This window comes from Bradyrhizobium sp. CW1 (assembly GCF_023100665.1).
In the GTDB taxonomy this organism is placed as follows: domain Bacteria; phylum Pseudomonadota; class Alphaproteobacteria; order Rhizobiales; family Xanthobacteraceae; genus Bradyrhizobium; species Bradyrhizobium canariense_D.
This window is the reverse complement of record NZ_CP064684.1, coordinates 2,284,128-2,307,834: the sequence shown is the minus strand read 5'-3', so window position 1 is coordinate 2,307,834 and position 23,707 is coordinate 2,284,128. Positions and strand designations below refer to the sequence as shown.

16 protein-coding genes and 2 pseudogenes are annotated in these 23,707 nt (G+C 60.3%); 14 read left to right on the top strand and 4 right to left on the bottom strand.

From position 1 onward, the window contains the following. Nucleotides 1–381 precede the first annotated feature (381 nt). The 4 genes from IVB54_RS11140 (at nucleotide 382) to IVB54_RS11120 (ending at nucleotide 4,747) form a co-directional block, all read left to right on the top strand. Nucleotides 382–894 (top strand): septal ring lytic transglycosylase RlpA family protein, encoded by a 513-nt coding sequence (locus tag IVB54_RS11140; protein WP_083926609.1) that lies wholly within the window; start codon nucleotides 382–384, stop codon nucleotides 892–894. A 184-nt stretch (nucleotides 895–1,078) separates the two neighbouring features. Continuing rightward, on the top strand, nucleotides 1,079–1,318 hold the full coding sequence (locus tag IVB54_RS11135) for a hypothetical protein (RefSeq protein ID WP_143274137.1): 240 nt from the start codon (nucleotides 1,079–1,081) through the stop codon (nucleotides 1,316–1,318). Between the two features lie 1,301 nt (nucleotides 1,319–2,619). Further along, nucleotides 2,620–3,405: a hypothetical protein gene (locus IVB54_RS11125; RefSeq protein ID WP_026234034.1), complete on the top strand. Its 786-nt coding sequence runs from the start codon at nucleotides 2,620–2,622 to the stop codon at nucleotides 3,403–3,405. A 202-nt stretch (nucleotides 3,406–3,607) separates the two neighbouring features. Then, a complete protein-coding gene (locus tag IVB54_RS11120) occupies nucleotides 3,608–4,747 on the top strand; it encodes an FAD-dependent oxidoreductase (RefSeq protein WP_083926610.1) in 1,140 nt (379 codons plus the stop codon). A 749-nt stretch (nucleotides 4,748–5,496) separates the two neighbouring features. On the opposite strand, the gene IVB54_RS11115 is transcribed toward IVB54_RS11120, so the two are convergent. Together IVB54_RS11115 and IVB54_RS11110 are read right to left on the bottom strand one after the other, a co-directional pair. Beyond that, nucleotides 5,497–6,294, bottom strand: coding sequence for a tetratricopeptide repeat protein (locus tag IVB54_RS11115; protein ID WP_247777212.1), 798 nt, complete (start codon nucleotides 6,292–6,294; stop codon nucleotides 5,497–5,499). Between the two features lie 23 nt (nucleotides 6,295–6,317). Then, the gene (locus IVB54_RS11110) at nucleotides 6,318–6,938 is read right to left on the bottom strand and encodes a FecR family protein (protein ID WP_026234035.1); all 621 of its coding nucleotides are present in this window, start codon (nucleotides 6,936–6,938) and stop codon (nucleotides 6,318–6,320) included. Nucleotides 6,939–7,233: 295 nt separating this feature from the next. On the opposite strand from IVB54_RS11110, the gene IVB54_RS11105 reads away from it, so the two are divergent. Next, nucleotides 7,234–9,447: a VCBS domain-containing protein gene (locus IVB54_RS11105; RefSeq protein WP_247299817.1), complete on the top strand. Its 2,214-nt coding sequence runs from the start codon at nucleotides 7,234–7,236 to the stop codon at nucleotides 9,445–9,447. A gap of 406 nt (nucleotides 9,448–9,853) precedes the next feature. Here IVB54_RS11105 and IVB54_RS11100 read toward each other — a convergent pair whose 3' ends face one another. Next, nucleotides 9,854–11,299, bottom strand: a complete 1,446-nt coding sequence (locus IVB54_RS11100) for an IS1182 family transposase (protein ID WP_085348205.1) — start codon at nucleotides 11,297–11,299, stop codon at nucleotides 9,854–9,856. Nucleotides 11,300–11,713: 414 nt separating this feature from the next. On the opposite strand from IVB54_RS11100, the gene IVB54_RS11095 reads away from it, so the two are divergent. From IVB54_RS11095 to IVB54_RS11075, 5 genes and pseudogenes are all read left to right on the top strand, one after another. After that, entirely contained in the window at nucleotides 11,714–12,871 is a 1,158-nt protein-coding gene (locus IVB54_RS11095; protein WP_247299815.1) for an FIST N-terminal domain-containing protein, read from the top strand. Nucleotides 12,872–12,876: 5 nt separating this feature from the next. Further along, complete coding sequence (locus tag IVB54_RS11090; RefSeq protein WP_247777211.1) at nucleotides 12,877–14,091, top strand: hypothetical protein; 1,215 nt, start codon at nucleotides 12,877–12,879, stop codon at nucleotides 14,089–14,091. Next, nucleotides 14,010–14,621, top strand: a complete 612-nt coding sequence (locus IVB54_RS11085; RefSeq protein ID WP_276577066.1) for a response regulator — start codon at nucleotides 14,010–14,012, stop codon at nucleotides 14,619–14,621. The genes IVB54_RS11090 and IVB54_RS11085 overlap by 82 nt, the downstream gene beginning before the upstream one ends. A 480-nt stretch (nucleotides 14,622–15,101) precedes the next feature. After that, nucleotides 15,102–15,314 (top strand): hypothetical protein, encoded by a 213-nt coding sequence (locus tag IVB54_RS11080; RefSeq protein ID WP_204512002.1) that lies wholly within the window; start codon nucleotides 15,102–15,104, stop codon nucleotides 15,312–15,314. 471 nt (nucleotides 15,315–15,785) lie between these two features. Then, nucleotides 15,786–16,032 (top strand): annotated as a pseudogene (locus IVB54_RS11075) (DNA polymerase IV); the annotation flags it as partial. Nucleotides 16,033–16,750: 718 nt separating this feature from the next. On the opposite strand, the gene IVB54_RS11070 reads toward IVB54_RS11075, so the two are convergent. Next, nucleotides 16,751–16,921, bottom strand: coding sequence for a hypothetical protein (locus tag IVB54_RS11070; protein ID WP_018460462.1), 171 nt, complete (start codon nucleotides 16,919–16,921; stop codon nucleotides 16,751–16,753). A 1,080-nt stretch (nucleotides 16,922–18,001) separates the two neighbouring features. Between IVB54_RS11070 and IVB54_RS11065 the strand changes: the two genes are divergently transcribed. From IVB54_RS11065 to istB, 4 genes and pseudogenes are all read left to right on the top strand, one after another. After that, entirely contained in the window at nucleotides 18,002–18,400 is a 399-nt protein-coding gene (locus tag IVB54_RS11065) for a hypothetical protein (protein WP_247777210.1), read from the top strand. A gap of 1,384 nt (nucleotides 18,401–19,784) precedes the next feature. Beyond that, entirely contained in the window at nucleotides 19,785–20,000 is a 216-nt protein-coding gene (locus IVB54_RS11055; RefSeq protein ID WP_247294782.1) for a hypothetical protein, read from the top strand. 1,063 nt (nucleotides 20,001–21,063) lie between these two features. Next, a pseudogene (istA, locus tag IVB54_RS11050) lies at nucleotides 21,064–22,554 on the top strand (IS21 family transposase); the annotation flags it as partial. An 8-nt stretch (nucleotides 22,555–22,562) separates the two neighbouring features. Next, nucleotides 22,563–23,426, top strand: a complete 864-nt coding sequence (gene istB, locus IVB54_RS11045) for an IS21-like element helper ATPase IstB (RefSeq protein WP_346658833.1) — start codon at nucleotides 22,563–22,565, stop codon at nucleotides 23,424–23,426. Nucleotides 23,427–23,707: the final 281 nt, after the last annotated feature.

Here is a 23,707-nt window from a genome sequence, read left to right as displayed (position 1 = left end):
TGCGATCCACTGGGAGCGAGGCTGGATAACGCGCGGAGCTTCTTAGGCGGCTCGCGGCATCTCGCCCCACGAGCTGCCCGTGGCCCGTTCAATGTCCTGCTCGTCTCTATAATCAGGCGAAGAGATTCACGCCACTGAACCGCCTGCACGCCAGGCCAGGTTGACGCTGCTTCGCAAAGCGTCGAGCTCTAGAACGGCTCGCCGGTTCTCGTGAATGCGCTGCAGCGGACCATCTGCTTGTTGCACTGCTTCCACTCTTCGCCATGCAACACATTCAAATCGGTATCAGATCACCTCTCTACACATGAATCCCGATGTGCCGGAACGCGCCTTACGAGTTTGCATTGTTTGTCAGTCTGGTGATTTGTAGTGAGGTCGATCATGCGTCCGCTTTCTGGAATGATCGTGATTGCAGCGGTCTCAATCTGGACGGGGCTTCACGCCGCCCCAGCCGTTGGGCAAACATTCAATGATAGATGGTCCATCGTGCCAGACGCTCACGCCGAGCCCGCTCCTGAAGGACTCGATAAGACAAAGAAGGAGGAGCCGCAAGCGCAACGCCCGAGCGGACAAGAGCCCCTGAAAGATCGTTCAGGCGCTCAATCTTTCAATCGAGTTATTTCCGGAAAAGCCTCCTACTATTCGTATTCCAAAGGCAAGACAGCGAGCGGTTCATCGTTTGATCGGAATCTACTAACCGCGGCGCATCGCCGTCTGCCGTTCGGCACGAGAGTCCGCGTCATTGATCTTGAGACGAACAAGTCGGTGGTGGTTCGTATCACCGACCGCGGACCATGGGTCCGTGGCCGCGTCCTCGACCTCTCGCTGGCGGCTGCGCGCAGCTTGGGGATTACGAATCGTGGCGTGGCTCAGGTTCGTGCTGAGGTGTTGTAGCGGACGACCATGCCCTGCGAAAACACGCGACCGCCGCCCACGCGCCCTTACGTCAATAGTCCGCCTTTTGGCCTGAAACGAATCTGCCGTGTCTCTAAAGAACCCTGACGCTATCGCGGCCCTCGTATCCGTCCTCAGGCTCGTCCACGGAGACGAAGTCGCGCGAACCATGCTCCTGGAGGGTATGAGCCTCGCCACGCTGACGGACACGATGTTCTCCGCGCCGATAGCACATCGCGATGCCGTTCGATACGTCGCGAGTGCCTTAGATGACTTCGCCATTACACCAGAACTTGGCTCCGTCTGGCATCTTCGTTACCTGTATGATGATCAACCCGGCTCATTTCGCGTCGTCGATATGGAGATAGCCACGCCGGCCGGTACGCTGTCCAGCAACGACCTTTGGCTTCGGCTGCCCGTCTAACTTGCAATGCGGACCGTGCTTCGACGATTAGCCGGAGCCCCCTGCCCTACGTGCCGGCCTTGTAGGTCTGGATCGTGCCGGCCGTTATCTCACAGCATGAGAGGGCGCGGCTGCAGCTCATCGATGCCTTTCCCGGCAGGGCTGCGTCTTTACATGCCATGGCCTGAGCCCGGTTGGCCGCGATGATCCAACTGCTCCCGCGCCCGTTCACGTAGGCGAAATTGCGAGATCGGTGACGCCCAGCGAGCTCTGAAATCTTGATCTAACTTGCATCCTGCGTGCAGGCTGGCAGCTCTCTTAAATCCGCGGGGGATCGACCTTCCGAGCACGAACGCGACGAAGAGCGACTGCAAGGAAGATTTTAGAAGCTACAATCGAAACCGGCGTGTGCAGAAAGTATTCGCAGTTGAGCGGCACGAGGCGTGCCAAAGGACACTATGCCCGTCGAAGTCGGAAGAGCCCAGCAGGACAAAGAAGTTCAAATCCTTGCAGGCGGATGTCCACTAGTGGCATCACGTATCGCCATTTAGCCGAGTTACCGTAGTTCCTTACTGTAGCTTATTTCTAGAGCCGTCCACGGTTTGCGAAAAATGAACGTCTTCGCGAAAGCTTAGCGCCCAGAGTTCGGAGGAGTGGATATCCTCGGCGCGGCGAGAACCAGGGACCAGTAGCTCGCCCCCTTCCGCGAAAGCGCTCTGCGTTTTTTCCGCGCGGAGCTTGTCACTTCTACGGTTCGAGCCACGTTGACACATTAGATCGCGGGAGCCGCTAGGCTCAGTCGCGCTTGACCCGAAGTGAGGTGTGGGGCTCCCGGCTGACGGTTAGCCTCACAAGCCACCTGCGGAATCCTCCGCGAAAAGTGTGGAGAGGTAGTCTGGAGCGGCCGGATTATGGGCGCGATGATGATGCGCAAGGAGCCCGCGAGCGCGCCCAGGAGGCCGTTCGAGAAGCCGACGGGCGGAGGCGGAAGCCTGGTCCGTCCGCATGGAATGCTACGGGGGCCCTGCGCAGCCCTGCCCGACGATCGATCAATGCTTAGTGGCGGACTCGCCTGGCTGGAGGTTGAGTGCGCCCGCTGCAAGACACGCGAGCCTGCCATTCGACGTCATACATCGGCATAAGCACACGCCGCTCTGGAGTTTAGGCGCTTTTTCCTGCCTCGATCAGCCTCGAACTTTCGGCGATCGGACTCATTTGCCGACGGCGCCTTCGCGCGCAGCGCTGGGCCCGAGCGCACAGGCTAAAACTGTGCTAAACAACGAAAGTCAGCACCATCGTCAAGGGTTCACATGGAGCACCAAATGGCTTCCACGCGGGACGACAGCGTCGCGGAACGGCAGATCGCGGAGGAGCTTTCGCACCTGACGCGCAAGGCGGAAGACGGTGCCTCGGTCCAGCCGACCATGGAGACGTCTCGCGCACCGGCAACGAACCATCAACCGACGAAACAGCCCCACGTGGCCTTCGTCTGCTCTCTGTTGGCTGTGTCCTTTGCTGCTTGGTGGTGGTGGTCGTCCTCCGCACAACCGGCGATGAGGGCCCCTTCGGACCCTGCACCCCTGACGCGGGGCCCCCGAGATGCTGCGGCGCCGAAAGACGCGGCGCCGTCTGCAATCGCCCTGGTTTCCGACTTGACGCAGCAGCTGCAGTCGATGACGCGCGATCTCGCTGCCTTGAGGCAAGCAGTCGAACAGCTTAACGTGACGCAAGAGAAATTGGTCCACGACAATGAAAATGTGGCGCGCCAACTCAAGACAGGCCAGGAAGAACTCGCACGTAACAGCCGTGTCATCGACGATGTCAAAGGGATCCAGATCCAGATGGCCCGCGAAAGTCAAACGCTCACCGATCGCCTCAACGCAAACCAGGAGCAACTCGCCCGCGCCACGGCGAACGCCTCAGCACCAAAGGAGATGATGCCTGAAGGTACGAACGCAATCCCAGAAAAGCCACAGGTCATGCAGGAAGTACCATTGCCGCGTCCACGGCAGTCGGCCAATGTTGCCCAGGCGCCAAAGCCGGCGCCAATTGCCAGACCGCAAGCTATAAAACCGCAACCGTCGTTATCGTGGCCATGGTCGCGCTAAGCCGCGACCGACCTGCTCCTGCGGCCGAAACTAAAGCTATGGAGACGGGCGCCGTTGACTGCGGCTCCTATTCAGACTTTCGGATCTGGCCCGCTGTCGCCCCGCGGTCCCTTTCGCTACGTAATCGCCCTCCCGTAGACCTTGTAAACCCGCGAAATCATCAGGATGATCGGCGAGTCGTAGCATCGCTCGCGAGGCCTTCATGCGAAAATGCGAAGTCGCCGTGCTGGGTCTAGGACTCATGGGCGGAGCAGCGCTCAACTCATTGTTGGATGCCGGCGTCGATGCGCTCGGCTTCGACCCTGTCGGACCCGGTTCGGATCGAGGCTCGTCACATGGTTCATGTCGAATTTTCCGTCGCTTCAATTTCGAAAACCCCAACTACACCAGCCTGAGCGACGAGGCTCATGCCGGTTGGATCCGGCTGCAGGCCGAAAGCCGTCAAACGGTTCTGACGGAAACCCCTGTTTTGGAGGCAGGCCTCCCCGGCTCTGCGATGGTGGCGTCGTCACGCGCGGCCGCGATCGCGAAAGGGCGCCCTGATCCGATGTTGACCGCGACCGTAGCGAACAAGGAATTTCCGGCTTTCGCCCTGCCCGACGACTGGGACGTCGTAGTACAAGACGGTGGCGCGATACTGCGGACCGGTGTCGTCATGAGACTGATGCGCTCACGCGCCGGCAACCGTGTGATTCCGGAACGCGCGAGCTTCACGCCGCACCACGACGGCGTATCGATCCGCACGGTGACCGAAGAGTTCTTCGCCGAGCGCGCGATTCTGGCGCTGGGTCCATGGCTCGGTCGCGCACTCCCGACACTGGGCGCGCTGCTCAACGTGACCCGACAGGCGGTCGGCTGGTTCAAGCCGACCCGCCCTGACACTGTGGCGCTCGGTCGTTTCCCGATCTTCATTCTGGACCGAGGTCCGAACGACGTGGTCTACGGCTTTCCGGACTTCGAACAGCGCGGCGTCAAAGCGGCGCCTCACAACCACGGGCCCGTGGTCGGCCCCGACGACTGGGGTCCGCAGGCCACCGAGGCCGAACTCCGCCCGGTCGGCGATGCGTTGGCGGCCCTTGTCCCGGGCGCGGCCGGGCCAATCATCGATCGAGACGTCTGCCTCTACACCAACACCGTGCCCGCCGACCGCCTGCCCGATGCGGGCGAGGAATTCATCATCGATCGCTGGCCGGATTCCCGCCTAATCGTCTGCTCCGCGTGTTCAGGCCACGGTGCGAAGTTCGCGCCTGCCATCGGGCAAAGGCTTGCCCGACTGGCCACCGATCCGTCCTACGAAGCGGAGTCCTTCTTTCAGCTTTCCCGATATTCTCAATTCGCCTGAGCGGATATCGCGGCGTGGCCGGATCGGCTACGTTACCCTAGCGGTGTCACTGGCCGATATGTTCTGCGCCGGCGAGCTTCGGCGCGGGACCTCCGAATTCGCGCGCGAAGACTATTGAAGCGCGAATTGAGCCTTGAGCCGTGGTGTGAATCGGCGTGGCCCGAGGCTGATCGGCACGATAAGTCTCTGATTCACATCACATTGGAGGGGGCATGCTTCGATGCCGATTCACATCCCGGCCTTCCGCCGACCTGCACGCTCGTCGGCCGGACGTGCCGCGGTGGTCTCGCAGCGGCGAGCAAATCCTGTAGCTTGTAACCGTAGTTAGTCACGTCAACCGCGCCTCACCCCACCGAAAATTTTAGAATCCTCAACGCCTTGGTCATTCCCGTTTGGAGGAGCGGTGATCCTCGGGTAGGCGGGATACGTACTCGTCCACATTCCGGACCAGCGGAGCACTGATAAGGTTTTGCGTATTACCTTATCAGTTGGCCAGCTGACTCCGCTTCGTATGAAAGCTTATCAGTCGATCAACTGACCCCGTTTTGACTCGAAAGCTGATGAGTTCGCCATCTGGCTCTGTTTCGTACGTCTGCTTATCGGTTTTGTAGGAAGCAGAACCGTTTAGCATTTTTCGGGTATCGCTCGCTGGGGGAAAAATCAATAAAAAAACTGCTCGACTGCTGCAGCTCAGGTTCTCTCGGTAGGGGAGAGATGGCATTCTCCGACGGGCACGCGTTGAGGACGGACTACGGTACGCCGTAGCGCGCGAATTCCTCGGCGATGTCGCCCCGGACAGCTTTCGCGGCCGCGACATCGGCTTCTCCCGAAGCCGTCTCGCCGCGGCGGATCTTTGCCCGGCCGCGACCGTACAGCGCGGCGGCGAGCGTGGGGTCGATGCGTAGCGCGGCGTCGTAGTCGGCGATGGCCGCATCGGTCCGTCCAGCCTTGAGGTGGGCGAGCGCGCGGGAATCGTAGGTCGCAGCCGTATGCGCGCCCGACCCGATCGCCTTGTCGCAGGCTTCCACCGCGCCTTGCGGGTCGCCCGTGCTCGCCCGGATCCAGCAAAGGCCGCTCCAAGCCACTTCCATGTCGGCGTTCAGACGAGTCGCGGCGGTGTAGTCGCTTTCGGCGCGTACGAGATCGCCCTTCTTCAGCCAGGCCTGGGCGCGGTTGACGAAGGCGCCGGGGTATGCCGGCTGGAGGGCGATGGCTCGGTCGAAATCCTCCATCGCGGCGTCGTAGTCGCCTGTCCTCAGTCTCGCCGCGCCGCGGTTGTTGACGGGCTTGGCGAAGGTCGGATCGATGCCTATGGCCGCCTCGAAGTCGGCGACAGCGCGGTCGTAGTCGACCTTCGCTGCGTAGGCGATGCCGCGGTTGTTGTGGGCGATGGCCAAGGCCTGTGGCCCGCCACGGCCGGCTGCGATGAAGGCAGAGCAGGCCTCGATCCTCCGGTCGGAGGACGAAGCGGCGTTGCAGAGCTCGACGTTCCGGAATTGACCTTCCGGCTTCTGCGCCGACGCGGGGGCGGCCAGCAGCAGGATCATAACTGGCGCCGTCCCGAAGACCTTCAGCATCCCCGGCAGATGCCGAGAGCGCGGTCGGCCCTCCGCTGCCGGGGAGGCGCAACGGTCGGACCGGCCTTCCGCTTCATGACCGCATCCTTGCCCTCCTCGATCAGGGTGGCGAACTTGACCGTGCCGTCGTCCGAAATCTCGATGTGGGGCGTGGTGCCCCGGATCCCCAACGTCGCCACCGGCGTGTCCACCTTCATGCTCCCGGTCTTGGCGACGCTGCCGGCGACGAAGGTGAAGGTGCCTCTGGTCAGGCTGATCAGGGTTGAATTGTCCTTGCCGTCCGGATCGTAGACGAACTCGCTCATTTCCATGCTGGCGTTACTCGACAGGCTGAAGGAGCTGCCGTCGGCGAAATTGATACCGAGGCGCCCGTCGGCGCCCGTCCTGACGACGTCGCCCCGATAGACTGGATCGCCGACCTTCGCGCTGGCCCCGTTCTCGGACAGTCTCGCCTGCACAACCGCGGCATCGATATGCTCGATCACTGCCTTGCCAGCGACGGTCACGACCTTGCCGATTGGCTTGACGTCCTGCGCCCGAAGCGGCGCAGGCGGATACGCCACTGCAACGAGCAAAAGGCAGAGAAGTCCTGCGACCGTCCTTAGTCCGTGCATGCGTCGCTCCCGTCCGTGAAGTGCCCGCTTCGGCGGAATGATGCCAGAGCGCGCCCGGCGCACCATACCGCATGTTGCGACCGCCACTCTTTAGTCGCAACGGACGATGGTCCCGACCGCTCAGCGCCAACAAAAGAGCGCATTTGCGCGCACTCAGTCAACATTTCGTGAAGGGGTCTCGGGATGACAAAGCGTAGTCTGATGCGCAAAACCGGACACCTCGGCGGGTGGACTCACACGCGATCCATGGGTCCGGCCGCTTCGGCGGAAGCGGGCAGCATGCGAGGCGTTCAAGATGTCGCTCGCACGTGTCTTCACCGGTCTTTGGCCGGCGCAGAACCAACGCAGTCCGTCGTCCGTCCGCGGCGGGCGCGCTGTAGAGTCGGCGGTTGTCGCGAGACTCGGATGGGCCGGAGCGCTGTCTTTCGTCCCGTTGATCCTGACGGCGCTGAAAGAAGCGTGGGCCGCCGATCCCGATCTCGCGTTGTTCGACGATGCCTCCATCACCTACAAGGGCTTCGAGCATGGCACCTTCGAACTCATCACGAAGGAGGCGGTGCCGCGCCACATCATCGTGGACGATCCCGGGCAGACGGTCATCCTCAGCAAGACCGGATCGTCCGTCAGCTTCGCGCAGGTCGCCAACAACGCTTCGCGGATGGAGGACCTGCAGAGCCGGCAGCAGGACGTGCTCGACAACTACTCGAAGGACCATGGGCCGTCCGGATCCGGCACGCCTCCGGGCGAAGCGGTCGATCAGACGCTGCAGCCGATCGATTTCCACGCGCCGGACGGGCCCAATCCACAACATGCCCTTCCCGGGCTGGTGGTGCCGGCCAGCTTCGTGCCGGATGGGCCGTTGATCCATTCGCCACCGACACTGACGCTCGGGTCGGGCCCCGTCGAGATCGACACAGTCGCGTTCGATGAGTTCTCGGCGAGCAGCGGCAGCTTCTCGGCCACGAGCTTCGGCTCCGGCACGACCCCGACCTTCGGCATCGCGGGCGGCGCGATCGGCGCTTTCACCGTCGCGGGCGCAAGCTACGACGTCGAGAAGGCCGGCTCCTTCGGAATCCTGTACTTGAACAGCGGGACCGGCGCCTACGCCTACGTACCGAACAACGACGCTATCAACGCGTTGAAGGCGCCGAACGCCGACAGCTTCACGATCACGGCGTCCGACGACTTTGCCTCGGCAAGCCAAACCTTCACGATCGACATCGCCGGCACCGACGACGCGGCAGCGATAAGCGGCGAGACCGGCGGATCCGTCGCCACGATCGCCATGACTGCCGCCGCAATCGCGGCGGCGGCCATGGCGCACCACGTCCCAACCGCGACCGGCAAACTCGCCGACACCGATGTCGACGATCCGGCCAACACGTTTACGGCGGTGAGTTCTCCGCATGCCAGCGACAAAGGCTATGGCAGCTTTACGATGACGTCCGACGGGCACTGGACCTATGCGCTGGATTCCGCCAGCGCCGCGGTGCTGGCGCTAACGGCGGGCCAGACCCTGACAGACACCTTCACCGTGACCACCATCGGCGGCACGCCGCAGGTCGTCACGATGACCATCCAAGGCGCCGACGATCCGGCCGTCATCTCCGGGGACACGCATGGTCGCGTGGTCGAAGCAGGCGGAGCCGACAATTCCGCGCAGGGCGTCCCAACCGCGTGCGGCCTTTTGACCGCCACCGACGTCGACGGCCCGTCGAACGCGTTCGATCCCGTCAAATGTCCGGAGCCGAGCGACCACGGTTACGGCAGCTTCACCATGACCGCGGATGGGCACTGGACCTTCGCGCTCGACAACGGCAACTGCGCGGTGCAGGCGCTGAACGCAGGTCAATCGCTGACTGACGATTTCACCGTGAGGGCCGCGGACGGTACGGCACAGACGGTGACGGTCACCATCGAGGGCGCCAACGACGCCGCGGTCGTCTGCGGCGATATTTGCGGACGCGTGACCGAGCCAAGCAATTCCTGCGAACCCCCGCCAAGCGCCAGCGGCACCTTGTCCGAGCGGGACGTCGACAATCCCGACGACACCTTCACGGCCACGACATGTCCGCAGGCGAGCGACCACGGCTACGGCAGTTTCACGATGACGACCTGCGGCACGTGGACATATGTCCTCAACCCCGACAATCCCGCGGTCCAGGCCTTGAGGTCTTGTGACGCGCTGACCGACACCTTCACCGTGACCACGATCGACGGCACGCCGCAGATCGTGACCGTGGTCATTCAGGGCGCCGACGACCAAGGCTTTGACAACCGGGCCGAGCCCGCGTTCCATTTCGAGGCGGGTGCGGAACAGCAGCATGCCAGCTCGACGCCCCCGGCGGTCACTTCCTCGGTACCCGTCGCCGCGCTCAATCCGGAGTACGATTCCGCCGCGGCCGCATGGCCCCATCCGGCCGATGAGGCGCCGGAGGGTTGGCGTTTCGACGGGGAGGCTGCTGGCAAGGGCGGACAGCTACCCTTCCAACACGATCTGATCCTCTGAGAGCCGCCGACGCCTTCGTCGCGTCCGGCTGATTGGCGTTTTCCGGGGCGCTCCCATGGCTGCGCCGATCACATTCATGGACCCGCACCGCCATCAGCTGCACGGCCATCAAGAAGCTGCACGGCCATCAAGAGCCATGAAGGGGCGCTACTTCATTTCCGCTCCGAGGCACGATAATAATGAGTCATTGTAACCTCCAAAATCATACTCGGAAAGGCGACAGGAGCAGCACTTGCAGGATTCGCGATGTCCGCTTCGGGTCTTGGTTGTGTGGAAACACAGCTCAAAGGCGGCCGTGGTCGACAATCGTTGCAGGCCGCCGATGTTTTCGCGTCGGATCGTCTATGTAACCGGCTGAGGTGGTTATTGGGACGCGCGGCGTCGCTTTTGGACGCACTTCCCGCCTTCAGGTCGCTCGGATAGCTGCAATCAGGCTCGGTTTGCCGACGATGTTCATCACCCGAGTGAGGTTATAGGCCAGGACGTGCAAGGCCATCTCAGCGGCTACATTCCGTAGGCGCTTCATCAGGAAGTGTGTCGCACCCATACGGGCTTTGATCGTGCCGAAGGGATGCTCGACCGTCTCGCGCCGCGTCCGCATGGCGTCGGGATTGGAATCCAGCCGTCTCTGAACCTCCTCGATCACATACTCATGCTCCCAGCGCGTTATGCGGCGCTCCTTTGACGGCGTGCATTGGCTCTTGATCGCGCAGCCCTGGCACGCTGCTGTCGACCAGTAACGGCGCAGCGTCATTCCGTGCTCGATGTTGGTGTAGTGATGGGGCAGCAGCTGGCCGGATGGGCAGCGGTAGACGTCCTCATCGGGCAGGTAGGCGAAGTCCTGTTTGCCGAACCGGCCCTCCGCCTTGGCGTTCGACGTCATGGGCTTGGGCAAGGTGACTGTAACGCCAGCCTGTTCGCAGGCTAATATCTCTTCTCCATCGAAGTAGCCACGGTCGGCGACTGCCTCGAGTTTGTCCGCTTCGAGCACTTCTTTGGCTTGCTTCGACATCCGAGCAAGCTGCCCACGGTCGTTGCCGACGTTTACGACCTCATGCGTAACGATCAGATGGTGTTCGGTGTCCACCGCGACCTGGACATTGTAGCCGACGACGCCCGATCCGCGTCCACTGGTGGCCATAGAACGGGCATCCGGATCGGTGAGCGATATCTGTTGATCCGGTGCGTTGCGCATCTGCGCATCAAGCACTTCGAGGCGGCTCATCTCCTGCTTCAGCCGAGTGATCTTTTCCTTGATCCTCGTCGTCTTGATGCTGATCGCTTCCGATGGCTCCTGGCGATCGGCACTATCGAGTTGACGCAGATATCGACCGACGCTTTCCTCGATCTGCGCCATCCGCCTCGCCATCTTGGCATGCGTGAAGTTGCGGTCTCGGTTGTTCACCGCCTTGAACTTGCTGCCGTCGATGGCGACGCTTGGGGTCTGCAACAGGCCCATTTGCCGGCATAGGGCAACGAACTTCGCGCAAACCTTCCGGATCGCCACGCCATTGTCCTTCCGAAAGTCCGCGATTGTCTTGTGATCGGGAGCCAGGCGCCCGATCAGCCACATCACCTCGATATTGCGGCAAGCCTCACGTTCCAGGCGGCGACTGGATTGCACCCGATTGAGATAACCGTAGATGTAAAGCCTCAGAAGAACTGCCGGATGATAGGAGGGCCGACCCGTCTCCTTGGCGATCACACGCTCAAACCCCAGTCCATGCAGGTCGAGCGCCTCGACGAACGCATCGATCACATGGACCGCGTTGTCCTCGCTTACCCAATCCTCCAGGCAGTCCGGTAAGAGCGTCAGCTGGGATCTGTCCGCGCCTTCAACGAAGCGTCCCATCCGTATCCTCCAATCAGGAAGCGGAGGAATAGTAGCCGACTCGTGGCTTTTCACACAGCCAGGGTCAATCGCGTCGGTCGGCCGTTCGGTTGACCACTTCTCGTCGGCCCGACAGCAGACATTCGCATCAGGCCGCCGCTCCGAAAAAAGGTCCAGCCGACCACGGCTCGATCGCGGATAGCTGTCCGCTTTGGGTCGCCAGAAGGAAAGCGTCCCGACTAAAGCGTTACGACACCCCGAACCAACTTCGCTTTAAACCTTTGATTACCGACGGTGAGAATTGGCAGATTGCAGAGTAAAAGCCCCAAAAGGTTTACGTCACTTTGCCGCCTCGAGGCCCCTTGATATTTTCGAGCTACTTGGAACTTATCCTTTCGGAGGTTGTTTACTGCTGTTGTCTAAGTGGGGGAAACAATGAAAGCGTCGGTAGTCTCGACGGATTCGAGCGATAGCTCGACTGCAGGCGAATTTCTGGCCACCGAAATACGAAGATCCCTAAGCACACCGCCTGCTGCCTTGGTGTTATTTGCAGCTCCTCAGCATGACCACGGAGCGATACTTTCTGCCATAAAAAAGGAGCTGCCCGATACCATCGTTGTTGGAGCTTCATCTGCCGGCGAGTTTACGAATGTGAGCAGTGGTCAAGGCTTGGCGTGTGCACTGGGGTTGGTGGGCGACGATGTGGTCTTCTCACATAGTGTTGGACGTAACCTCGCGATGGATGCCACTGCGGCAGCCCAGGAGATAGTTTCGAGGTTTACACCAACACCGCCCGGACGATTTCCGTTTCGGGCTGCTCTCGTTCTAGCTGATGCTCTAGCTGGGCATGCTGATATTTTAGTAGATCAGTTGACGTTAGCTACAGCCGGTCAGTATCAGTTTTTTGGTGGAGGAGCGGGGGACAACGCTCAATTTCAAAAGACCACTGTATTTTGTGGAGAAGAAGTTTTGTCCGACGCCGCGGTGGCATTGGAGATTCTCTCCTCGAAGCCGATCGGCGTGGGTGTTAGTCACGGCTGGAAACCTGCGTCCCGAGCCTATCGCGTCACGGCGAGCGACGGCATGAAAGTGATAAGCCTTGATGGGTTTCCAGCGATCGAAGCATTCGTAGAACACGCGGAAGAGACTCATCAGAACTTGGATCGGAAAGAACCGTTACCATTCTTCCTGCACAATATTATTGGGGTTGATAGCGGAGCTGAACATCGCTTGCGTGTTCCTCTGGCTGTGGATGAGGAAGGCGCAGTTGTGTGCGCCGCTGAGGTCCCCGTTGGTTCAGTTGTAAGAATTATGAAGACTAGCACGGCATCCGCAGTTTCTGCCGCGAAGCAGGCTGCAAATGCTGCTTTGGATGCATTAGGCGGCCCCCCAGCGGCGGCCCTTTTCTTTGATTGCGTCGCTACTCGCCTCCGTATGGGAGACGAGTTCGGGTTGGAACTCTCAAGCCTGCAAGAACGATTTTCGGAAGTGCCGTTGACGGGGTGTAACACCCACGGTCAAATCGCCCGAGCGGAGGGGCAGTTCAGTGGCTTTCACAACTGCACTGCAGTCGTTTGCGTATTTCCCGAGTAGGTCACTTGAAGGATGACGGGGCTCATCTTTTAAGTGGTTTTGCCAACGCCAACGGGAGGCGAGAAGCTGCCGCGCGATTAGCCAAGTTTATGGGAGGCGATGCTTTCCTCATTTTCTTGAAGGATGAAGAAACGGGGAGTTTTACGCCAGCTCAGGGATTTGACCAGCGCCTGCCTGGCGGCCCGTCTTGGCGAGCGTTTTTGAAGCAAGCATCAAGCTGCTGTGAGTTCTTCGGAGAGGTAGCATTTCCCGACGCTAACACGCTCGTTCCCGCGGTCGCTCGTTCGACCCCTGCGGCAATCCTGGTATTTGTCGGCAGGAACTTGTCTATCCCTTGGAATGATATCGAATCGAGCCTTCCGCTTTTAATTGAACTACTAAAGACTGAAGCGCGGGTTCATATGGCCCTAGCGCGCGCAAGTTCTGCCACGGAGGCGGCTACTCACGCAACGCATCTTGCGAGAGCACTCGATGGTGCGCGTAAAGATGTGTCCGCTACGTCCTTAAAGCTACAGCAACTCAATGCGACGCTGGAACAGCGTGTAGCGGAAGAAATCGCGCGTCGAACGGAGGCCGAAGCAGCGCTGCGCCAAGCTCAAAAGCTTGAGGCCATCGGTCAGCTTACCGGCGGTGTTGCACACGACTTTAACAACCTGCTTACGGTGATCATGGGTGGTCTTGATACGATCGGACGGCAGATCGCAAGCATGTCCGATGCGCCACAGTTTGGGCGCATCATGCGAGCGCAGGCGATGGCGCATCATGCATCCCAGCGCGCGGCCACACTCACCGCCCGCTTGCTAGCTTTTTCACGTCGCCAACCGCTGGATCCAAAGTCCATTGATGTAGATCGCTTGCTCGGGGGAATGAGCGAACTGCTCAAGAGCACTTTAGGAGAGCAAATCAGGATCGAGATAGTTGGCAATGCCGGTTTGTGGAGCGCCTTTGCTGACGCATCGGAACTAGAACATGGCATCCTCAATCTGGCGGTTACGCGCGGGATGCAATGCCCGGCGGCGGACGACTTACAATCGAGACCGGCAACACCTGGCTGGATGATGAGTATGTTGCCGCGCTCCCAGAACCCGTGCCTCCCGGCCAATACGTTTTGGTTGCTGTCACCGACACTGGAACCGGAATGGATAAGGCAACCCTGGATCGCGTGTTCGAGCCGTTCTTCACGACTAAGGAGGTCGGCAAAGGAACTGGGCTGGGGCTAAGTCAAGTTTACGGGTTCGTGCGACAGACGGGTGGCCACATTAGGATTTATAGCGAACCGGGGCATGGCACGACGGTCAAACTCTATCTTCCTCGGTCCAAGACTGAACCCGACAAGCAGGAAGATCGCAGTATTCCGACAGCAACAATGTTACGGGGGAATGAGGCCATCCTCGTTGTGGAAGATCATGACGATTTGCGCGCGTATTCATCCGGTGTGCTCCGCGATCTCGGATATCAAGTTTTCGAAGCAGCCGACGCGGCATCAGCGATTGCTTTCCTTGAATCATCTCGCACCATCGATCTTCTCTTCACCGACGTCGTGCTCCCGGATGGCCTTCACGGACGTAACATCGCAGATCGGGCTAGAAGGTTGCATCCAATGATCAAGGTGCTGTTCACGACGGGCTACACACGGAATGCGATAGTCCACAACGGTCGACTTGATGCGGGGGTCAACTTGTTGAGCAAGCCATTTACCTTTCGCGGTCTGGCGGAGAAAGTACGAAGAATTCTTGACGAACAAACATGACTGAAATCGGATCGAGGCTATTCATTTGCCGGCCTTCGGATGGGTGCCGTCCTTCTCCTCCCGAAGTTGATCGTTTTCCAGATGCCGGAATGCTCAAATCCTCTGCGGAATCGCGAGACATAAATATTCGCCATCATTCGTCCAATAATTTCGGGGTTGCATGCGCAACGACTTACGCGAGACGTATCTGTTTGAAGCCAGGCCAGTTCTGAAATGGCGCTTGCATTTTCAGTGCGAGTCTAATCCGCTGAACCGCAGCCTCCCCTTCACGGTTTCATCGGAAGCAGCCGTTATCGGCCGGCCGGGCAAGCCTTCCGGAATGGATAGGACACTGCCATCTGATTCCCCGCGCTGCCCATCAACGTCCTTCGCCACTGCGATCTCAAGTCGGTCGCAGAAAGTTGCGCGGGTGCGTCGGCTCTTCTTGACTTCGCAACCGTAGCCTACTCAACTGAGAGCAGTGATGTTGCGAGGTGCGTCATGGAGCAGGAATTCTACCAGGGTCTCGCGCAGCGGGTCCGCGCCATCGCCCCGAAGGCCGATCCGTTCACCCGCCGTCGGTTGCTGGATCTCGCCAAGCGATACGATGCGAAGGGCAAGCCGGCGTCCCGGTCCGGAGCAAGCGAGCGGCCGCTCCCGGGGCCGCGCACAACGCCACCGCCATCGATCTTCTCCGGACCGGGCGAGGCCTGAGGCACCGGCGCCAGCAGCCACCTCAAAGGCCGTTTGTGATGAGATCACTCTCACCCGCTCCACGAACTCGGCCGGGAATCAAGAGTGCCAGCAGTGCCCCTCGAAGAAATCGAAAATGAGAATTGAGAATATGCTGAAAGCAGCACTCTCCAGGAACGCCGGGGGAGAGGGTGCGATGCCGGAGGCACAGAGCGGAATCAGCCGGCGGATTCGCATTTGAAGCAGCGCCACGTCGAGGGCGCGTTGCAATTGCAACTTTCGGCTTCTTGCAACCCGGACAGGCGGGAATGGAGCGCGGCATCGGGTTCGAGACGCAGGAGCCGTGCAGAGAATTTAGCTGAAGGGATTCGACGCGCTGGCTAACTCAGGAGAACTTCGAATATGATCCTGCGGAGGCTTCCGTGGCAAGCCTTTCGGCCTGTTCGGCGAGTACGGGCCCGCTGATTGCGTATCCGGGATCAGTCTAAGCCCCACTGCGAGGACAAGGGCGCACCGGGCCGGACGGACACGCTGAAGATAAAGTTCAAGGACTTCGGGATCATCACCCGCAGCGGTCTGTCTCCGTGGTGGTCTCGAGCAGAGACGACCTCGAGCGCTGTCCATCGCACTGCTTCAAAACGCGATGCCGCTTCCCAGGCTGGTCCGGCTGTTGGACGTCTCACTCTCCTCGCTGCAAGGGGAGGGCTTGGCAGAGCCGCAGTTTGGCCTGCCGATCTGATAGTCGATGGAAGCCACTAACTTCCCTAGGCAGCCGCGCGGGTTCGATGCAGCGGGAGGGCCATCAGGTGTCCTGAGATCGACCTTCGCGCCGAGACTGCTCATGTCACATTCGACGTGAATAAAGGTGATGCAATCGCGGCTGCTCTAAGCTAATTTCAGTGCTACGGCGCCACGCAAGAGTGCCACACAAAAACAGATCGCCGGACCGAAAACATCAATAAAATCAATGAAAAGCAGGATTGTGATCATAGTTCAATCCTGTCTGGCAGCACCAGCTAATTCAAACACTTACCTCCATCGTGCTCTCCGCAAAATTCGCGCCGGAAGCACCCCGGAAGCACGGTGAGCGGATCTTCGCCGCTCACCGATGCCTCGTGCAGCAATCAGTGGAGCTGCAGGAGCTTCTACGACTGTTGCTCGGCACAGAAAGGCAGTCGCCCTTCTTGCGCCAACGTCGGTCCAGCAAATAGGCCGACGGCAGGAAAAGTTCTGGTCATCGCAATATTCCGTCGGACCTAGTTGAGCTGATTCCCGCTTCGATTGTATCGCATTCTCCTGAGAGATGGCGCCACAACCTTGGCCGGCTATCCCCTGAAAGAGCAAAATAGGATCGACGGGCGGAGTCGATACTTGGCATCTCGCGGCCCCGAGTCCGGAGTTCGAAATACCCCTACCCCTGACCCATCCGGCGATTTCGCTGAGGGGCGCCTGAAGCTCTATTCACGATGTTCGGCGCCGAGGACCGTATTGGTTGCAGGGTCGAATGGACAGCCTTGCGCGAACGTGCCGCCGCCGACCGCGCCGATCCGAATGATATTGCCGGCACGGTCAAAAGGCATCGGTAGACCATCGAGCAGATCGCAAGCGATCAGTACGACGACGGGCAACGAAATCCCGGTCGTTCGGACCGAGCAGCTCGTGCCGGCCGGCGGACGGCCCAACGACCGGACCGCGGCTCAAGCGCGACACCCTGACGCAGTGAGCCTGACGAATCAGTCAGCTATTTTACCTGTGGTAGTCTTTTACTTTTACTACTCGCGATCTTTTGCTCTGACGCCGTCCTGATAGTGCCTTTTTTGTGCTGGGGAGGACATTTATGCGAGGCTCTCGCGCAATCCTTTACGTCGAACAACTTAGCGAACTCACTTCTCAGCTCTCAGAATTGGAAGATCTTCGAGGTCTGGTCGACGAAGCAGAGCGTCACGCCCGCGGTGTGCCCCCATTTCGCTTCACACGCCCTACTTCGCGCCGCCTTCGAAGTCGCAAACCGAGCGCCCTCTCTGTCCCATTCCGCCGCCTCACGCCACCAAGCTGGAACGCAGGAGCTCTCAGCCCTCCTGACAACGACAACCAAATCGATCGGACCTTGCTTGAGCCATTCCCCGATGGATGATGGGCTTCCCCCTGAGCCGCTCCAAGCGCGACCTTGACGAACAGATCGATCCATGGTGACAGCCGCGCAAGAGGCGTCAAAGGTCCTTGCCGATCGCATCTTGGAATAATGCCCTTTCCACCCTGATTTGCCGGTCCATAAGATGGCTCGTGAGCATTGTGGCGGCGTTCTTGATCTGCCTCTTTATCTATGCCGGGTCCGTCTTCGTTGCGGCCTTGAGCCTAGTTTCGGCCGTGCGAAGCGGAGATGCCGCTGAGGTAATGGCCGTACGAATTTGCCGCGCATCCGGCATTCGATCGTCGACCAGCCACAATTTTTGGTCCGCGCTGCGCACGGGGAACGACCCCGGTCGTCCCGGGGCTGGCGCCGGACGCGCCGGGGCCGCCCGACGTGCCACCGAAGCAGCGCGCCGTTGCCATCTTGCTTCCGGCAATAACTAGCTGGTGTATCATTTGATAGAACGGGCGCTAAATCCCGCTTCCCTCTTTCGAATGAATCCTCGGAGATGCCAGAACGGCACCAATCCCTCCCGACGCAAAAATGAGATATCCTGCCCCGACTCAGGGAGCCTCCCATGGCTAAAAAATCAATAGTCGAACGAATTTCAGACACTGTAAAAGCGATCGTGGACACCGCCTCGACTGCAGCCGCGGATGCTATGAAGCCCGATCCAGAAGCGGTTGCCGGAGTGACCAACGAGCAAGTCTACATTCCTGAAGCGACCGATGCTGCCGCTGTTCCGCCGCCGATCATCACTCGGAAGAAGAAGCGCGTTCCTGCCCCTATGAGAGCTAACAGACGGGTCGCAGCTGCTCGTACAAAGAAGACCGTATCCGCGGCGAAGAAGTCTGCCAAGAAGCCGGCTAAAACGCCACCCAAGGAGGCTGCAAAGAAAGCCGCACCACAGAAGGCGACCAAGAATTCTGCGTCTAAGAAGACCGCGAAGAAGAGCAAGAGTAAATCGAAGCGCTAGCGCTCCTTCGCGGAGCAGTTCGTTGCGACCACCAGAAACGACTCATGCTTTACTTCTGCGGCGCTCGGGTCTTCCTCCCCGTGTTCGTCCTTCACAGCCCGGCCGTCCTGACAGTCGGGGTAGAACCTTGTGATCCCCCAATGCGATGCCTTTACAACGGCTGAAGCTTTCTAGCCGGTTACTTTCACGTCTCGAACTGGGACGGGCGAAACCACATTTCTTTCAGACTCCTCTCCTAAGCATTACGCAGGAGGCCGATGATGAAGCCATCAGAGATTTACAAAGAGAACGCAGACAACTGCGCAACGCTCGCTGAAGGGGAACCATCTAAGAATAGTCCGGCTTACAAGCGGTACCGGCGCATGGAAGAGGCGTGGCGAGCTTTAGCCGAGGAGCAGGAATGGCTAGATGGGGAAGTGCCCCCCGTCGGGTCAAACCGAGCCGACACAACGAAAAAGCGGCCCGGTTAGGGCGGCTACGTCGGAGCATTCAATAGGTTGCGAGGTACTTCCGCTTTGATGGTGGCATGTCCCCTCCTGCTAGACGCCACACGCCAACGGCCGAGCGCTCAAGATCACCTTCGGCGAGATGCGCGAGATGGGCCTACGCGGTGTCCTGGTCTGCTGCCACTCCGGCCACAACGTTGCACTCAGCGCCGCTCGCTGGTCGGACGATGTTCGCCTGTCTGATATCGAGGCGCGTTGTGTATGCGCCGGATGCGGCAACCGAGGGGCTCAGGTCAGACCGGATTTTAGCACCGGCAAGCCGCCGCAGTTTGCGAGATCGAGCGCTCGTTGGAGGAACGAACGCGCAGAGGAAAAATTGCAGGTTTTGTTAGCTCTCTTCTTCGAGCTGGCGGAGCGGCCCCGGCATCAACCCTCAAGCCCCCAAGCCGGGGTCGTCTCTCAGTGCGCCAGCTTCCGCTGCCAACATATCCCGGATAGCTTCCGACCGCCACCCTTTCATCTGCCAAATTGACATAGGCGACCGCTAAATCAAACTGGGCGCCAAGACGGTCCTGGAAAAAGCGGCCCCAGGCAGATGATTCCTGAGGCCGGAAGTTCTACGCGTCCGCTCCGAGACATCGCCCGGAGCTGGAGGCGAACGCACCCAGATTGCCGAATGTTCCCGATCCCCATGGACCTGAGAGCCGGGGCACTGATGCACGTTAAGCCTTCTGCCGATTGTGAAACTGATCATATTGCGAGCCAGAGATGCTGCGGTACGATCATCGCACCGGGGCTGGCTGCATATTTCACCTAGTCGTTTTTGACCCGGAATTTTTGACCGCGCGGGCCGCAGCAGCAGTCCCCCTGCTGCGGCCTTCGTGATCACGGCTCTTAGTACCAATGACTTCGCGTCCTGTGCCATTGGAGAAGGTATTATGCCCAAAGAGAAAAATTGCCTGATTGTTCGTGCTGCGGGAAGACAACTGGACCTGTTACGCGACGAAGCCTCCCGCATCGCAAAAGGCAGTAACGTCGATTGGTGGATCGATCAGGCAGAGGTCGGCACTCGCTTTTGCTTCGAGGATACAAAAGCAAAAGAGTCATTCGCTCTCGCTTGTGACAACTTCGGTATTCCCTGCCAAGACGGCTAGTCCGCAGTTGAGCTGTAAGCCAGCGGCAGGGCCGCACAACCATCATAGCAGTCCAGCCCTATCCGGCTCCCGTGCCTGGAGGTCCGCACCTGATCCGAAGCACGTGAACCGAGCCCGTCAGCGCCGGCGCCGACAGCGGGCCATGAAGCAACGCACTGGCCGAGATAAGGGCCAAGCTGTTCCCGTCTGAACTCGTTGTCACCCGCTCTGAGGCCATCGCACTGAGATCAGATTGCGCTGTGTAGAGCCCGCCTGAATGGGGCGCGAGATCAGAACCAGGTGCGGTTATTTTGGAAGCATGCCTGTTTGGTGCGGTCCCAGATGAAATCCCCGCCGCCGCAGGGTGGACGGGGGCGAGCGGTCGCCGGGCATTCGTTCCGAACCTTGGCTCCCGTGCCCCAGCCGTCGACGACACATGCGCCACCGGTTGTCCTATGACAGCCCTCGCCACAGCCACCCGCTGCGTGCGCCCCACTAGCAGCAGCCAGAACCGTGGTCGCGAGGAGCATTCCTTGTAAGATTTTTATCACGCCAGACTCCTTCGAAGCGAATGACCCGAGCGAGAAGGAACAGATCATAACTCCTGCCGTGCCTCTTAGCTACGATCAGCGCGGCGCGAAGTCCCCGGCTCCCCACGAACCGCTCGATGGATGCGCTCCCCGTTCGAAGCTGTTGATCCAGCATTTTTACAAACTACAACCAGGTCAGCACAGCTGCATTTTTCGAATCATCCACCTGTCTCCGGACTGGAGGGACGTTCTGTTCCCGAGGCGCGTGTGAGCCACTTTGCCTCGGTCCTGCTCTTGCTGGCCAACTTGATGCTAACGCTATGTTTCGGCTTGGCAGCGTGGCGCGTTTCCGACGAGGGGACGCTGGTAAACCCGTAGCATTGGCCTAGGCTGGATGCAAACCTCGGCCAACTGACATATCCGCGTACCCCTCGCATTTTTGTCATTCGGCCTGCAATATTGACCCCCTAAGCCGGGGGATCGGCGTCCAAAATTGACCCCCTACAGGTTGGTCTGTTGCGCTGCCTGCTTCGTCATGAAGCAGGTGGTCGGGGATGCTGATCGTGGAGACAATCGCCCGGATACGGCGCGAGCACTTCATCAAGGGCAAGACGATCAAGGAGATCGCCCGTGACCTGAAGGTGTCGCGGAACACAGTCCGGAAGGTGCTGAGATCGGGAGAGACCTCATTCGAGTACGAGCGTGTTGTCCAGCCGCGGCCGAAGCTGGGACGATGGGCAGCAGAACTCGACGGGTTGTTGTCAGGGAACGCGGGCAAGTCCGCTCGCGAGCAACTGACATTGATCCGGATGTTCGAGGAGCTGCGTGAGCGCGGCTATGACGGCGGTTACGACGCCGTGCGGCGCTACGCCAGGCGATGGAGCAAGGAGCGCGGACAATCCACGGCCGCTGCCTACGTCCCGCTTAGCTTTGCGCCCGGAGAAGCTTACCAGTTTGACTGGAGCCACGAGGTCGTCCTGCTCAATGGCGTGACGGTGATGGTGAAGGCCGCCCATGTCCGGCTCTGCCACAGCCGGATGCTGTTCGTGCGTTGCTATCCGCGCGAGACACAGGAGATGGTGTTCGACGCCCACGACCGGGCGTTCGCCCTGTTCAAGGGCACCTGCGTGCGCGGCATCTACGACAACATGAAGACGGCGGTGGAGACGATCTTCGTCGGCAAAGGGCGTCTCTACAATCGCCGCTTCATGCAGATGTGCAGCCACTACCTGGTCGATCCGGTTGCCTGCACGCCAGCGTCGGGTTGGGAGAAGGGCCAGGTCGAGAACCAGGTTGGGCTTGTCCGGGAGCGCTTCTTCACGCCGCGGCTGCGGTTCAAAACCCTCGACGAGTTGAACGCGTGGCTGCTGGACAAGTGCATCGCCTACGCCAAGGCGCACCGGCATCCAGAACTGGCCGAACAGACGGTCTGGGAGGTGTTCGAAGCCGAGCGGCCGAAGCTCGTTCCCTATGCCGGCCGGTTCGACGGATTCCACGCGGTGCCGGCATCGGTCTCGACGACCTGTCTGGTGCGGTTCGACAACAATAAATACTCGGTCACGGCCAACGCTGTCGGGCGGCCTGTCGAGGTTCACGCCTACGCCGACCGCATTGTGATCCGTCAGGACGGACGCATCGTTGCCGAGCATGCTCGCTCGTTCGGCCGCGGCGAGACGACCTATGATCCCTGGCATTACGTGCCGGTACTGGCTCGCAAACCCGGTGCCTTGCGCAACGGCGCTCCCTTCAAGGACTGGGTGCTTCCGGCTGCGATCGAACGTGTGCGGCGTAAGCTTACCAGTGCCGACGATGGCAACCGGCAGATGGTCGATATCCTCAACGCGGTTCTGACCGACGGCTTGCCGGCCGTCGAAGCAGCCTGCGCCGAGGCGATCGCTCACGGCGTTCATTCCGCCGATGTCGTGCTCAACATCCTGGCCCGCCAGCGTGATCCTGCGCCGCCAGCCAACATTCTCACCCCGGCCGCACTGACATTGCGCCACGCCCCGATCGCCGACTGTGCCCGTTACGACAACCTCAGGAGAACCATCTGATGGAACGTACTCAACTCTTCGACCTCATGGGCGAGCTCAAACTCTACGGCATGAAGGCTGCCTTCGACGAGATCATGGCGACCGCTGTCAAACGCCAGCACGAACCCCAGCGCATTGTCGGCGACCTGCTCAACGCCGAGATCAACGAGAAGCAGGCCCGCTCGATTAAGTACCAGCTCACCATCGCCAAGCTGCCGCTGGCCAAGGATCTCGAGGACTTCCAGTTCGAAGGCACACCCATCAACCAGACGCTGGTCAATGATCTCGCCGGCGGCGGCTTCATCGCCCAGCAACGTAACGCCGTGCTGATCGGCGGTACCGGCACCGGCAAAACACATATGGCCATCGCAATCGCCAGAAGCTGCATCCGATCCGGTGCCCGCGGCCGCTTCTACAACGTGGTCGACCTCGTCAACCGTCTGGAGATCGAGACCCGCAATGGACGGCAAGGTCGGATTGCCGAGCATTTGACCCGGATGGACTTCATCGTCCTCGACGAACTCGGTTATCTACCGTTCGCCCAATCCGGCGGCCAGCTCCTGTTCCACCTCGTCAGCCGGCTCTACGAGCGCACGTCCATCGTCGTCACCACCAATCTCGCGTTCGGTGAATGGCCCAGCGTCTTCGGCGACGCCAAAATGACCACCGCGCTTCTAGATCGCCTGACCCACCATTGCGACATCGTCGAGACCGGCAACGACAGCTGGCGCTTCAAAAGCCGCGACGACGATCACGCAACCCGCGCTCGCACCGTCTCCGCAACCCCGACCAGCTCCGACGGTGCGAGCGCTACCGCCAAAACCCGCCGCTCGAAGGGGTCAAAATTGGACGCCGATACGGGGTCAAATTTGAACGCCGATTGACACGCAGTGGTCAACCAGAACATCACCTGGAGTTGCTCGGGAGGGTCTCCCAGGCGCTCGCACAGCTCGCGCGCGCGGGCAAAGGTTGCCATCGCCTTGTTCGAGGCTGGCCCTTGCGTAGCGATCAGGCAGGGCCCAAGGGCGAAGTGGAAGGCAAGTTCCAGCTTATCCTTTCCGGCGCCTTCTGGCAGATGGCCCGAGGCCTCGATACCCCGCTGCAAGTGTGCGATGGCTTCAAGGTTGGCCGAGCGCATGGCGGCCTTCTTGCCTGCCTGCAGCCA

What these genes read in the sequence shown, in the direction of transcription:
- IVB54_RS11095 (WP_247299815.1), top strand. Translation starts at nt 11,714, where the DNA reads ATGAAAGCGTCGGTAGTCTCGACGGATTCGAGCGATAGCTCGACTGCA.
- IVB54_RS11065 (WP_247777210.1), top strand. Translation starts at nt 18,002, where the DNA reads ATGGCTAAAAAATCAATAGTCGAACGAATTTCAGACACTGTAAAAGCG.
- IVB54_RS11105 (WP_247299817.1), top strand. Translation starts at nt 7,234, where the DNA reads ATGTCGCTCGCACGTGTCTTCACCGGTCTTTGGCCGGCGCAGAACCAA.
- IVB54_RS11115 (WP_247777212.1), bottom strand. Translation starts at nt 6,294, where the DNA reads ATGATCCTGCTGCTGGCCGCCCCCGCGTCGGCGCAGAAGCCGGAAGGT.
- IVB54_RS11125 (WP_026234034.1), top strand. Translation starts at nt 2,620, where the DNA reads ATGGCTTCCACGCGGGACGACAGCGTCGCGGAACGGCAGATCGCGGAG.
- IVB54_RS11055 (WP_247294782.1), top strand. Translation starts at nt 19,785, where the DNA reads ATGCCCAAAGAGAAAAATTGCCTGATTGTTCGTGCTGCGGGAAGACAA.
- IVB54_RS11135 (WP_143274137.1), top strand. Translation starts at nt 1,079, where the DNA reads ATGAGCCTCGCCACGCTGACGGACACGATGTTCTCCGCGCCGATAGCA.
- istB (WP_346658833.1), top strand. Translation starts at nt 22,563, where the DNA reads ATGGAACGTACTCAACTCTTCGACCTCATGGGCGAGCTCAAACTCTAC.
- IVB54_RS11110 (WP_026234035.1), bottom strand. Translation starts at nt 6,938, where the DNA reads ATGCACGGACTAAGGACGGTCGCAGGACTTCTCTGCCTTTTGCTCGTT.
- IVB54_RS11100 (WP_085348205.1), bottom strand. Translation starts at nt 11,299, where the DNA reads ATGGGACGCTTCGTTGAAGGCGCGGACAGATCCCAGCTGACGCTCTTA.
- IVB54_RS11085 (WP_276577066.1), top strand. Translation starts at nt 14,010, where the DNA reads ATGGATAAGGCAACCCTGGATCGCGTGTTCGAGCCGTTCTTCACGACT.
- IVB54_RS11080 (WP_204512002.1), top strand. Translation starts at nt 15,102, where the DNA reads ATGGAGCAGGAATTCTACCAGGGTCTCGCGCAGCGGGTCCGCGCCATC.
- IVB54_RS11120 (WP_083926610.1), top strand. Translation starts at nt 3,608, where the DNA reads ATGCGAAAATGCGAAGTCGCCGTGCTGGGTCTAGGACTCATGGGCGGA.
- IVB54_RS11140 (WP_083926609.1), top strand. Translation starts at nt 382, where the DNA reads ATGCGTCCGCTTTCTGGAATGATCGTGATTGCAGCGGTCTCAATCTGG.